This is a genomic window from Acinetobacter sp. ANC_7654 (assembly GCF_056779855.1).
On sequence record NZ_JBWYIR010000004.1, the window covers coordinates 174,928 to 189,574 of the forward strand.

At 37.3% G+C, this 14,647-nt stretch carries 15 protein-coding genes and 1 other RNA gene; 5 read left to right on the forward strand and 11 right to left on the reverse strand.

The features are described from left to right. Nucleotides 1-2 precede the first annotated feature (2 nt). Both adk and AC1M86_RS06725 read left to right on the forward strand, forming a co-directional pair. Entirely contained in the window at nt 3-662 is a 660-nt protein-coding gene (adk, locus tag AC1M86_RS06720; RefSeq protein WP_035268488.1) for an adenylate kinase, read from the forward strand. 75 nt (nt 663-737) lie between these two features. Continuing rightward, complete coding sequence (locus AC1M86_RS06725; protein ID WP_481607587.1) at nt 738-890, forward strand: hypothetical protein; 153 nt, start codon at nt 738-740, stop codon at nt 888-890. On the opposite strand, the gene nth is transcribed toward AC1M86_RS06725, so the two are convergent. Then, nucleotides 887-1,588, reverse strand: a complete 702-nt coding sequence (gene nth / locus AC1M86_RS06730; RefSeq protein ID WP_481597251.1) for an endonuclease III — start codon at nt 1,586-1,588, stop codon at nt 887-889. The two genes, AC1M86_RS06725 and nth, sit on opposite strands and share 4 nt — an antisense overlap. Next, nucleotides 1,589-2,380 (reverse strand): RnfABCDGE type electron transport complex subunit B, encoded by a 792-nt coding sequence (locus AC1M86_RS06735; RefSeq protein ID WP_180027938.1) that lies wholly within the window; start codon nt 2,378-2,380, stop codon nt 1,589-1,591. It abuts the gene before it with no gap. A 336-nt stretch (nt 2,381-2,716) separates the two neighbouring features. On the opposite strand from AC1M86_RS06735, the gene gdhA reads away from it, so the two are divergent. Beyond that, nucleotides 2,717-4,060, forward strand: coding sequence for an NADP-specific glutamate dehydrogenase (gene gdhA, locus AC1M86_RS06740; protein ID WP_481586470.1), 1,344 nt, complete (start codon nt 2,717-2,719; stop codon nt 4,058-4,060). Nucleotides 4,061-4,111: 51 nt separating this feature from the next. Here the strand turns inward: gdhA and AC1M86_RS06745 are convergent, their stop codons facing one another. The 5 genes from AC1M86_RS06745 to AC1M86_RS06765 form a co-directional block, all read right to left on the reverse strand. Further along, nucleotides 4,112-4,888: a DUF4377 domain-containing protein gene (locus AC1M86_RS06745; protein WP_481607588.1), complete on the reverse strand. Its 777-nt coding sequence runs from the start codon at nt 4,886-4,888 to the stop codon at nt 4,112-4,114. Nucleotides 4,889-5,041: 153 nt separating this feature from the next. Beyond that, nucleotides 5,042-5,818: a DODA-type extradiol aromatic ring-opening family dioxygenase gene (locus AC1M86_RS06750; RefSeq protein ID WP_092766821.1), complete on the reverse strand. Its 777-nt coding sequence runs from the start codon at nt 5,816-5,818 to the stop codon at nt 5,042-5,044. Nucleotides 5,819-5,918: 100 nt separating this feature from the next. Beyond that, nucleotides 5,919-6,401, reverse strand: a complete 483-nt coding sequence (gene rlmH, locus AC1M86_RS06755) for a 23S rRNA (pseudouridine(1915)-N(3))-methyltransferase RlmH (protein WP_035268469.1) — start codon at nt 6,399-6,401, stop codon at nt 5,919-5,921. A 156-nt stretch (nt 6,402-6,557) separates the two neighbouring features. Continuing rightward, nucleotides 6,558-8,984, reverse strand: a complete 2,427-nt coding sequence (lon, locus tag AC1M86_RS06760; protein WP_035269773.1) for an endopeptidase La — start codon at nt 8,982-8,984, stop codon at nt 6,558-6,560. Nucleotides 8,985-9,100: 116 nt separating this feature from the next. Further along, nucleotides 9,101-9,715: a 5-formyltetrahydrofolate cyclo-ligase gene (locus tag AC1M86_RS06765; RefSeq protein ID WP_481607589.1), complete on the reverse strand. Its 615-nt coding sequence runs from the start codon at nt 9,713-9,715 to the stop codon at nt 9,101-9,103. 225 nt (nt 9,716-9,940) lie between these two features. Here AC1M86_RS06765 and AC1M86_RS06770 point away from each other — a divergent pair, with 225 nt between their 5' ends. Then, complete coding sequence (locus AC1M86_RS06770) at nt 9,941-11,197, forward strand: putative solute-binding protein (protein WP_481607590.1); 1,257 nt, start codon at nt 9,941-9,943, stop codon at nt 11,195-11,197. 254 nt (nt 11,198-11,451) lie between these two features. Here the strand turns inward: AC1M86_RS06770 and AC1M86_RS06775 are convergent, their stop codons facing one another. The 4 genes from AC1M86_RS06775 to AC1M86_RS06790 all read right to left on the reverse strand — a co-directional run bounded on the left by AC1M86_RS06775 (nt 11,452) and on the right by AC1M86_RS06790 (nt 13,951). After that, nucleotides 11,452-12,426, reverse strand: coding sequence for a hypothetical protein (locus tag AC1M86_RS06775; protein WP_481607591.1), 975 nt, complete (start codon nt 12,424-12,426; stop codon nt 11,452-11,454). A gap of 401 nt (nt 12,427-12,827) precedes the next feature. After that, nucleotides 12,828-13,011: non-coding RNA, 6S RNA (ssrS, locus tag AC1M86_RS06780), on the reverse strand. 101 nt (nt 13,012-13,112) lie between these two features. Continuing rightward, the gene (locus AC1M86_RS06785) at nt 13,113-13,397 is read right to left on the reverse strand and encodes a cell division protein ZapA (RefSeq protein WP_180027932.1); all 285 of its coding nucleotides are present in this window, start codon (nt 13,395-13,397) and stop codon (nt 13,113-13,115) included. A 2-nt stretch (nt 13,398-13,399) separates the two neighbouring features. Next, complete coding sequence (locus tag AC1M86_RS06790; protein WP_035269763.1) at nt 13,400-13,951, reverse strand: hypothetical protein; 552 nt, start codon at nt 13,949-13,951, stop codon at nt 13,400-13,402. Between the two features lie 65 nt (nt 13,952-14,016). Here AC1M86_RS06790 and AC1M86_RS06795 point away from each other — a divergent pair, with 65 nt between their 5' ends. Continuing rightward, complete coding sequence (locus AC1M86_RS06795; protein ID WP_092766815.1) at nt 14,017-14,637, forward strand: UPF0149 family protein; 621 nt, start codon at nt 14,017-14,019, stop codon at nt 14,635-14,637. Nucleotides 14,638-14,647: the final 10 nt, after the last annotated feature.

Sequence of the window (14,647 nt, forward strand, 5' to 3'; positions counted from 1 at the left end):
TTATGCGCATTATATTACTCGGACCACCTGGAGCAGGTAAAGGTACTCAAGCTCAGTTGATCTGCAAGCGCTACAATGTCCCACAAATTTCAACCGGTGATATGCTCCGTGCTGCAATTCGTGAAGGAACTGAACTCGGTCTACAGGCAAAATCTGTAATGGACAATGGTGGTCTAGTTTCTGACGAACTGATTATTGGTCTGGTTAAAGAGCGTATTGCACAACCAGATTGTGCAAATGGTTGTATCTTTGATGGTTTCCCTCGTACGATTCCTCAAGCTGAAGCTTTGGAAAAAGAAGGCATTGATATTGATCACGTGATCGAAATTGATGTGCCTGATGAAGAAATCGTTAAACGCTTATCGGGTCGTCGCCAACATCCAGCATCAGGTCGTGTTTATCATATCGTCTACAACCCACCAAAAGTGGAAGGCAAAGATGATGAAACTGGTGAAGATTTAGTTCAGCGTCCAGATGACCAAGAAGAAACAATTCGTAAGCGCTTAGGTTCGTATCATACTGAAACTGAACAGTTGGTTGGCTTTTACCAAGGGCGTGCAGCTTCAGGTGAAAATGCGCCAACGTATGATAAGTTGAATGGACTTCGTCCTATTGAAGAAGTTCAAAAAGAACTTTTTGCAATTTTAGATCAAACTAAATAACCATTATTCAGCTTTGACAAAAAAGAAGCCCTAAGTCATATTAGGGCTTCTTTTTTATGATGTTAAGGTAAACAAGTGAAAAATATTGCCATTATTTTATTGATGCTTGCATGCTTGGCAGTATTGTCTTTTTTGGTATTTATAAGTTTTAAATTACTTCGCGATAGTCAAAAACAGATGAAATTAGATAAAGAGAAAAAAGATCAAAAAAAATCTCTTGATCGTTAAACCTGTTTTAAATCGATCTGTCTTGTCGCTCCATATTCGAAACGTTCAGGCCAGTTGCACACATCACTCACAACACATTCATTGCACTTTGGCTTCCGCGCAATACAGCAATAACGTCCATGTAAAATTAACCAATGATGAGCGTCTACAATAAACTCTTTTGGAATCACTTTAACTAGACGGTGTTCAACTTCGAGTACATTTTTTCCTACCGCAAGTCCAGTACGATTACCTAATCGAAAGATGTGGGTATCAACGGCCATGGTTGGTTGACCAAAAGCGGTATTTAATACCACATTTGCAGTTTTTCGACCTACGCCCGGAAGTGCTTCTAAATCAGCACGGTTGTTAGGAACAGTACTGTTGTGTTGTTTAATCAATATTTCACAAGCTTTGATGACATTTTCAGCTTTAGAGTTATAGAGACCTATTGTTTTAATATAAGATTTTAATCCTTCTACACCTAAGGCATAGATTGCTTCAGGTGTGTTTGCTACAGGGAAAAGCTTATCTGTGGCCTTATTTACGCTTACATCAGTGGCTTGTGCTGATAAGGTCACAGCAACTAACAACTCAAAGGGTGAAGAATAATTCAGCTCTGTTTTAGGGTTTGGGCGTTGAGCTCTTAATCTTTCAAAAAAAATTTGAATTTGGTTTTTTGTCATGTTTTTTACAGTTTTAGGTGTTTTAACGTTCATTTAAACACCCTCAATTGAATTGAGTTTTTCATATAAAGTATTGAGTTGCTCTTGCTTATCGACACTCTCACGTACAGCAAGTTGTTTTTCAAGCTTTTTAATTTGTGTACGTAATTTGGCAAGTTCGATTGTAGATTTTGCATCTAATGTCTTATGAAGCGCTGTTTTTTTTATCGTTTGAATAGTAGGTACTGATTGTAATTGTTTTGAAAATTGAGCAAAAAGCGCAGTATCAATTTCAGCTTTAACGACAGGACCTTTGCGATGAAGACTGCGATTTTCCTCACGTTGAATATGAGCATAATAACGATTTCTAAGATCATTTTGTTCTAGGATGCGGGCTTGCTCATTTGGTATGGGCTGTAAATCTTCAACAAGATCGATACAGTCAACTGGACAAGGTGGTATACATAATTCGCATCCAGTACAAAGATCAGTTAACACAGTATGCATTAACTTTCCTGATCCAATGATGGCATCTACAGGGCAAGCACTGATGCATTTAGTGCAACCAATACACTCGTCTTCACGTATGATCGCTTTCATACGCTGTGGGCGACCATCAGATTGAATTGGCCAAACGCTTTCTTCAGCTTTAAGCTTAGGGCGATTCAGTAAGTGAGCAATTGCGTCAGCAACAGGTTGACCGCCAGGGACACATTTATTCGCGTCTTCTCCTTCTACAATAGCTTTAGCATAAGGTAAACAACCATCACGGTGGCCACATAGACCACATTGGGTTTGAGGTAGGAAAGCATCAACTTGTTGTATCAATGAGATTTGTGCGTGCATGTACGTTAAAACTTAATCAAGCGAAAAGGAGATCATAGGTGCGAAATATGAATGATTTTAACATGATTAGTGTTAGTTTGGGGTGCGCTGTTATGGGTCATTTATCGCGCAATAAAAGCGCCGAATAAGCATTAATTCATAATTAAAAGTAATGAATTTGATAATTTAAAATTATTAAATACTATAATTAAGTAATTGAAATTAAAAAAATATTAAAAAAAAATATGAAAACTATTGTACAGTGCCTGTAAAAGATATTTAATACTTTGCGCCAAAACTTATCAATATATTGAAATTTTGACCAATTTTGATCCATTTTCTGCTGAGGATTAAGCGTTGAAATACAACAGCCTTAACGACTTCCTAGACTACGTTAAAACACGTGATGCACATCAACCAGAATTTCTTCAAGCTGTTGAAGAGGTGATGACAAGCTTATGGCCTTTTATTGAAAAGAACCCTAAGTATGCAGCTCATGGTTTATTAGAACGTTTAGTTGAACCTGAACGTGCGATTCAATTCCGCGTTTCTTGGGTTGATGATCAAGGTCAAACACACGTTAACCGTGCGTTCCGTGTTCAGTACAACTCAGCAATTGGTCCATTCAAAGGTGGTATGCGTTTCCACCCTTCAGTGAACCTTTCAATCCTAAAATTCTTAGGTTTTGAACAGACTTTCAAAAATGCGTTAACTACACTACCAATGGGTGGTGGTAAAGGTGGTTCTGATTTTGACCCTAAAGGTAAATCAGAAGGCGAAATCATGCGTTTCTGCCAAGCACTCATGATCGAGTTATACCGTCACTTAGGTTCTGACACAGATATTCCTGCGGGTGATATTGGTGTTGGTGGCCGCGAAGTTGGTTACATGGCGGGTATGATGAAGAAGCTCAGCAATGACACTTCATGCGTATTTACAGGTAAGGGTTTAACTTTTGGTGGTTCACTAGCGCGCCCTGAAGCAACTGGTTACGGTACAGTGTATTTCGCTGAGGAAATGCTTAAGACTCGTAACGACAGTTTCAAAGACAAAGTAGTTACAATCTCTGGTTCGGGTAACGTTGCACAGTTTGCTGCTGACAAAGCAATGTATTTGGGCGCAAAAGTTGTTTCACTTTCAGATTCAGCTGGTACTGTATACATTAAAGACGGTTTAACTCCTGAGCTTTTAGCTGAAGTAATGGAGCTTAAAAACGTTCAACGTGGTCGTATCTCTGAGTTTGCAGCGAAGCATGGTTTTGAATATCTTGAAGGGCAACGTCCTTGGGGTATTAAGTGTGATATCGCACTTCCATGTGCAACACAAAATGAATTAGATGCTGATGATGCGGATAAATTGCTTGCAAATGGTGTGATTTGCGTAGCTGAAGGTGCAAATATGCCTTCTACACTTGCAGCAGTTGAAAAATTCGTTGAAGCAAAAATTCTATATGCTCCAGGTAAGGCATCCAATGCAGGTGGTGTTGCAACTTCTGGTCTTGAAATGTCTCAAAATGCGCTTCGTTTAGGTTGGTCTTTCGAAGAAGTAGATGAGCGTTTACATGCAATCATGAAAGAAATTCACCGTAACTGCGTAAAATTCGGTACTCAAGAAGATGGTACTGTGAATTATGTAGATGGTGCGAACATTGCTGGTTTCGTAAAAGTTGCTGATGCGATGTTAGCTCAGGGTGTATTCTAAGAATATATTCAAAAATAAAAAAACCGAGGCTTAGCCTCGGTTTTTTATTCTTTATAAAGAACCTTTTACAGCTTCACGCTCTACAGCCATATCAAAAATATAAGCATACTTTGATTGATCTGCAGCAGGATTTTTAATTTCATAACGTTTTACACGAATGATTTGACGTTCATTCGGACTATGTGAAAAACCTTCAATTTGATCGTAGAATAAAGTCCAGTCTTTATCGACTTGCGTTTTAATACCACTATCGTTGTATTTTATTTCTCTGACTTGTAGACAAGTTTGGGGAGCTACACCAGTACATTGTTTAGTTTCTGGCGAAATTTCAAGAAATATGGTTTCACCTTGAGTTTTGTATTTGGTTTCAGGTGTCATTTTACCCGTGAAGATAATCTTTTCACCATTCGGCTGTACCAAAGTCAACGTTGGATTATCACGATCATTTAAATTAAGCACGAAAGGAACAGCAGCTTGGGAAAATAGATTTCCAGCAAAGCGTTCTTGTTCGGCAGCCAAACCATTACATCCCTTCATGGTAGATGCAAGTTGAGCAGCTACGATAGTATTGTTTTTTAGCTCAAACCCGCCAAATAAAGTATTGCAGCTCGTATGAATTGAAAGTTTTTTATCAGCGGTGAAGTTTAAAGTGATTGGTTGAGGCGCATTTTGTGGATTGGCTTGCCATTGGTATGCAGCGAGAGTTTGATCAGTATTTTGTTGTTGAAGCACAGACACAGCTAAATCCCCAGCTTTTTGTAGATCAGAAGTCTGACACGCAGCAAGTGTGATAGGCAAAATAGCCAAGGTAATTAATTTTAATTTCATAACAAGCTTTCTAAATTGTATTGATCCGAGGAAGGATAACGCAGGAGATCTAAAAAATTATGGATACATTCTGCACTTTTCAGTATCAAAATGTATCCATTGATCGATGATTATTTCGTGATTGTCATTTAAAAAATGATATTTTATTTTCTCTCAATCAAAGCGATAAATATCCATTCCTAAAGCTCCCATGGTAAAACTACTATGTACAATGCTAAAACGATCACCAGTGCCCATAGAGAAAAATAAAGGTGCAAAGTGTTCTATCGTAGGGTGGTTACGATGAACATGAGGAATCGTATTCCACGCTAAAATAGCAGGATAATCCGAATGAGTGAGCTGCTGCACCACGTAGTTTCTAAAAGTTGATGCCCATTCTGGAACTTCACTCGTTTCACCATGCCAAGCAAGCTCTCTTAAATTATGAGTAATGCTTCCCGAGCCAATTAATAATATTTGCTGATCTCTTAATGGAGCGAGAGCTTGACCAATTTTAAATATCGCTTCAGCAGACATCGTCATGGGTAAAGAGATTTCGACTACGGGGATATCAGCTTCTGGATACATATGTAATAAAGGCATCCATACGCCATGATCACGAGGTCGTGTACTATTGGCATGTGCAGTAATTTGTGCCTCAGCGAATAAGTTTAAAACTTGTTCAGCAACATCTGGAGCACCAGGGGCAGGATAGCGAATTTCATAGAGTGCATCTGGGAAACCTCGAAAATCGTGCCATGTTTCAGGTCTGGTCCCCGTACTTACTTCGAGTGCATTGCTTTCCCAATGCGCAGACATGACGATTATCGCTCTAGGTTTGGGCAAATTGAGACTCAAGCGATGTAAAGCTGGACCAACCTGTTCAGGATTCAAAGCCAGCATTGGAGAGCCATGTGATATGAATAAGCCAGGTAGCGTTTGAATAGTCATGAGGGTGGTTCCATTCTTAGATGTATGAGGTGATCATCGCAAATTTTAGAAGTCAGAGTAACCATTTAAATTTGAACATCATGTTGCAAATTCGGAACGATTATCCAGCACGATGGTACGGATGGTTATGATTAATGCTCATGGCACGGTAAAGTTGTTCAATCAACAGAATGCGAACCATAGGGTGGGGTAGCGTTAATTTAGATAAAGACCAGTGCCAAGCAGCAGCTTTACGAACTGCATCAGAATGTCCATCAGGTCCACCAATCGCGAGCACAACATCATTCCCTTCAAGCATCCAACCTTTCATGGTTTCAGCTAATTTTTCTGTACTAAACTCTTTTCCTCCCACTTCAAGTGCAATTAAAAGTTCATTTCCTTTCAGTGCATTTAAAATGCTATCGCCTTCGATATTACGGTATTTTAAAATATCAGCTTCAGAGTCATTCTTTCCGCGTTTCGCCATAGGAAGCTCAACAATTTGAGTTTGTACAAAAGGTTGAATTCTTTTGAAATAATCTTCAAAACCAGTAAGAACCCATGCTGGCATTTTTTGACCAATGGTCAAGATACGAATTTTCATGAAAATGTGTCACTAGAAGTTTCACGATATTATACATTTCAAAGTGATGAATTTATAAAATCAAAAGTTAAAACATAATGAGTTGTTAAATTTGCATCCATTGATATCTTATAAAAAAAGAGAGCCTAAGCTCTCTTTCTTCACTTAAAAGACCGATTAGTGTCGTGCAGATTTTGATTCGTCAACTGCTTTCACAATGGGTGTTTTTACTAATGGTTTAGGCATAGAGGTTAATGCTAGTGGTAAAATTTCATCAATTGATTTTACAACTTTGATATCTAAACCTTCTTTCACATTATCAGGAATTTCGACTAAATCACGTGCATTTTCCTGTGGAATAAAGACCATTTTTACACCGCCACGATGTGCAGCCAGTAATTTTTCCTTTAAACCACCAATACGCATTGCACGGCCACTCAAGCTAGTTTCACCAGTCATTGCAATATCAGGTCGAATCGCAATGCCAGTAAACGCTGAAACTAATGCTGTCGTCAAAGCAAGACCAGCTGAAGGACCATCTTTAGGCGTAGCGCCTTCAGGTAAGTGCACGTGAATATCGGTTTCTTCAAAGCGAGTAGAATCGATACCCAAAGCATCAGCTCGTGTACGCACTACGGTCATCGCTGCAGTAATAGACTCCTTCATAACATCACCTAAAGAACCAGTGGTTACAAATTTGCCTTTACCTTTCATTGCTGCAACTTCAATTGTCAGTAGTTCACCACCAACTGAAGTCCAAGCTAGACCATTAACACGACCGACTTGAGCTTCTTCTTCCGCCATACCAAAATCGAATTTATGCGGCCCTAAGTAGTCAGGTAGATTTGCCGAATTAACTTCAATTTGAAGATTTTTCGCTTTTTTACTAACCGCTTCTTTAACCACTTTACGTGCGATTTTAGAGACTTCACGCTCTAAACTTCGAACACCAGCTTCACGTGTATAGCGTTGTACGATATCTCGAATTGCTTCTTCGTGTACACTTAATTCCTTAGCACGTAAGCCATTATTCTTGATTGCTTTAGGTACTAAGTAACGCTCAGCAATATTGATTTTCTCTTCCTCTGTATAACCAGGAAGGCGAATGACCTCCATACGATCTAACAAAGCTTCAGGTATATTCATACTGTTTGCAGTACAAATAAACATGACTTCAGATAAATCAAGATCAAGATCGAGATAGTGATCGTTGAATTTGTGATTCTGTGAAGGATCAAGCACTTCTAACAAGGCAGATGCAGGATCACCACGATGATCTTGAGCCATTTTGTCAATTTCATCGAGTAGGAATAAAGGGTTTTTTACACCGACTTTAGAAAGTGATTGCACAATCTTACCTGGCATCGCACCAATATAAGTTCTGCGATGTCCACGAATCTCAGCCTCATCACGAACACCACCAAGTGCCATTCGAACGAATTCGCGACCTGTTGCTTTAGCTACAGACTCACCTAATGAGGTTTTACCTACACCAGGAGGACCTACGAGACACAATACTGGTCCACGTAGTTTTTTTACACGTGACTGAACAGCAAGATATTCAACGATACGTTCTTTAACTTCATCCAAACCATAATGATCAGCATCAAGAATATCTTGAGCTTTAGCAAGATTGATACTTACTTTGCTCGCCTTATTCCATGGTGTATCTAAAATAGTTTCGATGTAATTACGAACTACGGCTGCTTCACTCGATGCAGGCTGCATTGCTTTGAGCTTACGGAATTCACCTTCTGCTTTTTTACGAACATGCTCAGGAAGATCCGCTTCAGCTAAGCGTTTTTCTATCTCAGCAATGTCATCTTCAGCACCGCCATTCATGTCAGAAAGTTCACGCTGAATAACTTTCATTTTTTCATTTAGAAAATATTCGCGCTGATTCTTTTCCATTTGACGTTTTACATTGTCATGTAAATTTTGCTCAATCTGTTGTTCTTCAGACTGTTGAAGCAAATAAGTCATTAACTCTTGTAAATGAGCTTCAAATTCATCGTGTTCGAGGAATTTTTGTTTCACTTCGATATTTAACGGCACGCGTGTTGCGACGAAGAACATGAGTTGCAATAAATCATCGATTTTATTTGCAGCATTAATTAACTCACGCGCATTACGTAGTTTTGCTTCAGCGTATTGGCTGAAAAGACCACGTAATTCTTCGAGGCGAGTTTGTTGAGTTGCCGATTCCATACGGATCGTCATTGGGCTAAGGCTGTGCTCAGCTTCTAAATAATCGTTTTGATCGTAAATATTAATCAATTTAGAGCGATAAATACCCTCGATTAAAACCTTAATGCAGTTTTCATCGTTCTCATGATTTACGACTTGCACAATCTTCGCGACAGTACCGTATTGATATAAATTGTCGTGATCAATTTCTTCTGTAAGAGAATCTTGTTGAGCTACTACAAAAACTAAATTGTCACTGTTACGAGCTACATCAACTGCTTTAATCGATTTTTCACGGCCGACAAAAAGCGCAATTTGCATGTGTGGATAAACCACAACATCACGCAAAGCTAATAGCGGTAACACGCTAGGGGTCTGAAGTTCTAAGTTTTCTTCATTCATAATAATATCAGTCATGAGCACTCCTAATGAGTGACAACGGTGTTGCCATATTTTTATAGTGATGTGTAATTTAAAAAATACAAGGGTGAAAATCGATAAAATTCGATTTATTTCTACTAATCTTGATAAATTCAGTTGGATTTAGGGTGAATTAATATTCTCCGTTTGAATTTTAATCGTTTTTTAGGGGTGATTAACTCATCTAATGGCTGATCCCAAGGCTGGCGATTTAAAGGATCTAAAATTAATTGAAAGTCATGCGCTAAACCGATGCGATAGGGGTGATTGCTCGCATGCTTTAACGTTCTATCATAAAAGCCACCTCCCATACCCATACGTGTTCCATGATGATCACACGCAACAAGGGGCATCAACAGTACATCAAGTTGTTTTACATTTTGCCCCAATCTATGCATAGGCTCATACATGCCTAATTTATGTTTAGTAAAACGTTTATTTAGATATTGATGCTTTGAAATTGGAACCCATTTTAAAGTTGAATCAAGTCTGGAGACTTTTGGGAGATAGACGACTTTATGCTTTGAAAAGCAATGCATGATTAGGATATGTGTTTGAACTTCACCGAATGCATCTAAATAAATCCCAATTTTTTGTGCAGATTTAAATTTAGAATGAGATTGGATTTTTGACAAAATCTGAAAAGCAGAACGTCGTTGCGTAAAAATTGAGAGTTGTCTTCTACGAGAACGTAGATTTTTTCTTAAAAGTTGTGTCTGCAACTGCATTTCAAACTGTACCAATCTAAGTGCATGTGTAAGGGTAAGTAGTTTATCGATTTTTACTCAGGTTTATTCAACCTGATTTGAATATTTTCGATAGTATATTTTTCATTTACTCTAGGTGTAACAAATAAAAGATTGGGGTCAATTTAATTTTTAATTGAAGCCGATAAGCTGAACTCTATCAGATCAATGAAGCTCTGATCATAAAGAATAGAAAAGGGAACGATAATGAAAAATAAAAAAAACGGTAGTCTATTTAAAAAGAGCAAGCATGCTTATCGTATGGTTATGCTCACGACAGTAATTAGTCTTTCTGGTCTAATCACAAATCATGTAAATGCTCAAACTAGCTCTAAGTTGGATTTATCACTGTCCAGCCATTCTGTGAATAAAATAAAAAAACTACTGAATGATCCAAAAGTTTGGCAACAGATTCCGAAACAAGTCACCTTATGTGTGTATTCACCGAGCGGTGCTCATGGTGAAGCATTTGAGCAGGCGACGAGCTATATGAGTGAATTACCACGAATTGCTAAAGTTGCTCAAGATTTCGGCGTGCAAATGACGGTCAATCGTACGGCTAAGCTACAAATGCAGATAGATTTGAATTATCCAAAATTAAAGCAAAAAACATCCACTGAAGTTAATTTAAAAGTCTATACAGATGAACGGGTTTTAACTGAAGACTTTAGAAGTAAACGTTGTGATGGTGCTGGAATAAGTAATTTACGTGCTAAGCAATTCAACTCTTTTGTTGGAAGTATTGATGCAATAGGTGCAGTTCAAAACTATAAACAACTGACTAAAGTGATTCAGCTGTTAGCAAGACCTGAATTTGACTCGAAAATGGTCAATAAGGATTATGAGGTTGTCGGTATTGTGCCTTTAGGTGCTGCTTATATTATGGTAAATGATCGTAAAATTGATACTTTATCTAAAGCAGCTGGGAAAAAAGTTGCTGTAATGAGTTTTGACGCAACCCAAAAAAAATTAGTCCAAAATGTTGGTGCTCAACCAGTTTCAGTGGATTTAACTTCTGTAGGCGGAAAATTCAACAATAAGGAAGTTGATATTATCGCAGCACCTGCAATCTTATTTGAACCTTTGGAACTCTATCGTGGAATGACAAACAAGGGCGAGGTACGAGGCGCAATTATTCGTTTTCCACTGGTTCAAGTGACGGGTACATTGATTATGCATCGAAATAAATTTCCTGCTGGAATGGGGCCCATAGCAAGGGAGATTATTTCCAAGCAATTAACACCAGCTTATAAATTTATTGATCAAACTGAATCTAAAATTGATCCTAAATTTTGGATGAATATTAGAGATGCTGAGAAACCTGGATATTTGAAAATTATGCGCGAAGCTAGAATTCAGATGACAAAAGAAGGGCATTATCATCCTGAAATGATGTCTATCCTTAAAAAGATACGATGTAGTGATGATCCTAAGAATTATGAGTGTGCGCTTCAAGATGAGTAACTAATAATCTAAAAAAATAGATGGTTTTTATAATTTTAATCGGTTTTATTTGTTTTTAGCCATGCTTTAAATTACCCACATATTGGTTCATGAGTAAATGTGAGATGAAAATTTTTATCGCAGTAGTTACTTATACTTTGTTGATAAGTGCATGCGCATATGATCCAGTGCATTATGAGCAGCTTAGAATGTCAGAGAACGCGCAACACATGGAATTAAATGGTTAAAAAAGCCCCCAGATGGGGGCTTTATGCCTATTTCTTTTTAACGATATCGCTCCAAGATACATTAGTTGGCACGCCTGAGTTAAAGCGAACTGATGCGGATGATGAATAATCTTTAGTTTGTTCAACGACAATCTTTTGATTGTACTCATCAATAATTTCTAACTTACCGCCTGCTTTCGGGTAAATTCTCCACCACTCTTTTTCGAATGGTTGAGTTACACTGAAGTTAAATGCATATGAAAAATTAGCATCTTTAGGTTGGCCAACGATTGTACCTTTACTTGACACACTTTGTAATTGATCATCAAAAAAACGGTATTCATAATCCTGTAGCCCCATATATTCCAATGTAGTGCTAGGGTTATTTTTATCTACAATTTGGAATTTTAAAGGATCTTTTACAGAATAAATTGCGCCATTAGAACCAACTGTATCTTTTACAATTTTACCAGTGACTAAATATAGTTTAGATGTATCAGTCCACGGTGTATAAAGCGCATTATTAAACTCAACTGTGGTAGAGCTTAATGTTTCAGTAAGCGAAATAGATCCTCCTTTAAATGTTACGACTTCCTTGCCGAAACTAGTTGCACAAGAATCATTACCACTTTTTAGCTTGATTGTTTGAGTAGTTCCACTTTTAGTGAGCTCAGTACAAATTGAATTTCTAAAAATTGTAAATGCACTTGTTCCTTGATCTGTTAATTCAATTACTCTACCTGTACGAGTAATGGGTCCATCACCCAATGTTTCGCCAATCATATGTCCTAATGCTTGATTAAATCGATCATCCATGACATTCAAAGATTCTGAAAAACCAAGCTTTTCTTTAAGTTTTGTTAAAAAATCCTTATCTTTAAAAGGTATAAATGTAGAGCTCACATCGCCTGGTTTAATATAATTATCATTTGGCGTGTCAAGCTTCGATTCACTTCCACCACCACATGCACTTAGTATTGCAGCAATACTCGCAACCCCAGCCAATTTTGCTAATTTAGACATATTCTCTTCCTTTAAATATAAATCTATTCTCATTGTTTATAATGTTTGACTAATAATATGAAGTCTTTAAACAATAAGAAGACATTAAAATGAAATACTTTTTGTGTAATTTCTATTATGGGGAATAATAATTTAAATTTTAGAAAAGTTACTAGGTCATTATTAACCAAATTTACAAATAATATGTCAATTTTTTTATATTGTTAAATATATATAAAGCAATAGGTTTAAATAATTAAATAATATTGAGAGTTAAGTATATTTGTTTTAGATTAGTGTTTAATAAGTTGTTTATAGTGAAAATAATGTGATAAAAATCAAAAATTATTAATATTGATTATTAATTTGGGATAAAGCGCAAGGATGTTTATTCAAAAATAAGAAAAAAGAAAAAATAAAATAAAGACTCCGGAGATGCCGCTGCATGTGTCGTTACCCTGAACCCGACGAGTTCAAGGTGGACGCGACGTATACTTGCTGGGTTTCCCACTCGAGGTGGGCATACGCTCTAAATATACAGAACACAATCCATAAGTTTAAGTATCGGCAGGGGATTAGACCCGCTGGCGAACATCCCAGAGTTAAATTAAGTATAACGAAATGAGTGAGATTGGCAAACCTTGGTGTACCCATTATTTGCGTGATAATTCACTCAGTAAAACTGACTGTGCAAACTTAGATCAAATTTATACAGTTTTTTCAACGTCTTCCAAGATTGTTGCAAGTAAGCGTTCACAATGAGAATATTCTTGTAAGGATTTGTTCATTGTTAAAACTTCTTGCATAAGCTCTAAAGCCACCATGATAACGAGCTTATTGTGTTCTACGTTAGGTGCTTTTCTACGAAATTCTTGAAATTTCTCATTCAGCAAATCACCAGCACGTTGTAAATCATCTTTCCGATCTTGAGTGGTTGAAAGTCTAAATGTTTGTTCAATTAGTCTTAACTCGACTGTAACGACTTCAGACATAATTATGCTTCCTCATTTTGTTCAGCCGGATTTTCTAATTGTTGGATTTCTTGGGCATGATGATCTTGATCAGTACCTAAAATGGCCAATCGTTGAATGATTTGCTCAACCTTAGTTTTAGCGAGTTCATTTTTTTTGATTAAACGTTGATTTTCAGCCTTCAATTCATCAATTTCTTTTTGAGCTTGACGTTGTTCAGCCAACATTTTTTCTTTGATGACTCTCAACTCATTCCTTTCAGCCAAGATTTCCTGAAATCTATTTTTTAAATCAGTACAACTCTTTTCTAAACGACTATAACGTTCTGCTAAAGCAGTAGCATCTTGATTTAAAGTTTTATAAATACCATCCAATTGATTGTATTTGTCATTTAGACTTTCAATCTGTTCTTGCTTTTGAGTGATGACGCTATTTTTTTGAGCAGTTTGAGTTTGATGAGTTTCCTGAAGTTCTTTCTGCTTAGCTTCAAGAGAACTATTCATTTGTTCGGTTTCGGACAAACGATGTTTAAGCGTGCCTAAATGCGTTTGTAAACGCTGTAATTGTTCTAACATAACGAGGTCGCGTAGTTTCGCAATCAAAGGTAATATATACAGAAGTATAGAGATTGGAAAAGCGAATGCAAGACGATATTTCAGGTTGGACAGATTGGAACCAACAATTCGGTTCAATTGAGGAAATTACTAGTCCTAGTGAGTTACATGGTCTACTTACAGGTATTGTTTGTGTAACTGAACCGCCATCTCATGAGGAGTGGATACAAATTTTGTCTACATTGAATGTGCCTCAATTAGAACCTACTGCGCTTAATTTACTGGCTGAGGAATCTGAAGATGTTTCGCATGCTTTATCAGAAGATGAATTAGATTATTTACCCATTTTGCCTGATGATGAACATGTATTGTCTGAGCGTGTTCAAGCTTTAGCAGATTGGTGTGCAGGAGTGGTATTGGGGTTTGGATTAGCGTCTGGGCATATTCGTGCTGATGAAGCTGAGTTGATTGAACACTTGCAAGATATTGCAGCAGTCGAGTTTGAAGATTCTGATAATGATGAAGAAGGTGAAATTAGCTATCAAGAACTTTATGAATTTGTTCGATTAATTCCAGTGAGTTTATCTGTTGGACGAACCAAGATTGCTGTTGAAGAAAGCTCATTACTGAAACATGTAAAACCAACAATTTCGAAAAAAAATGAGCAAAGTGTCGTTGAGATGTTTACACCTCATCGACCAAGTTGATTACATTTAA

Coding starts and splice junctions, on each gene's coding strand:
- AC1M86_RS06795 (WP_092766815.1), top strand. CDS start 14,017: ATGCAAGACGATATTTCAGGTTGGACAGATTGGAACCAACAATTCGGT.
- AC1M86_RS06775 (WP_481607591.1), bottom strand. CDS start 12,426: ATGTCTAAATTAGCAAAATTGGCTGGGGTTGCGAGTATTGCTGCAATA.
- rlmH (WP_035268469.1), bottom strand. CDS start 6,401: ATGAAAATTCGTATCTTGACCATTGGTCAAAAAATGCCAGCATGGGTT.
- AC1M86_RS06735 (WP_180027938.1), bottom strand. CDS start 2,380: ATGCACGCACAAATCTCATTGATACAACAAGTTGATGCTTTCCTACCT.
- lon (WP_035269773.1), bottom strand. CDS start 8,984: ATGACTGATATTATTATGAATGAAGAAAACTTAGAACTTCAGACCCCT.
- AC1M86_RS06745 (WP_481607588.1), bottom strand. CDS start 4,888: ATGAAATTAAAATTAATTACCTTGGCTATTTTGCCTATCACACTTGCT.
- AC1M86_RS06790 (WP_035269763.1), bottom strand. CDS start 13,951: ATGTTAGAACAATTACAGCGTTTACAAACGCATTTAGGCACGCTTAAA.
- adk (WP_035268488.1), top strand. CDS start 3: ATGCGCATTATATTACTCGGACCACCTGGAGCAGGTAAAGGTACTCAA.
- AC1M86_RS06770 (WP_481607590.1), top strand. CDS start 9,941: ATGAAAAATAAAAAAAACGGTAGTCTATTTAAAAAGAGCAAGCATGCT.
- nth (WP_481597251.1), bottom strand. CDS start 1,588: ATGAACGTTAAAACACCTAAAACTGTAAAAAACATGACAAAAAACCAA.
- AC1M86_RS06785 (WP_180027932.1), bottom strand. CDS start 13,397: ATGTCTGAAGTCGTTACAGTCGAGTTAAGACTAATTGAACAAACATTT.
- AC1M86_RS06750 (WP_092766821.1), bottom strand. CDS start 5,818: ATGACTATTCAAACGCTACCTGGCTTATTCATATCACATGGCTCTCCA.
- AC1M86_RS06765 (WP_481607589.1), bottom strand. CDS start 9,715: ATGCAGTTGCAGACACAACTTTTAAGAAAAAATCTACGTTCTCGTAGA.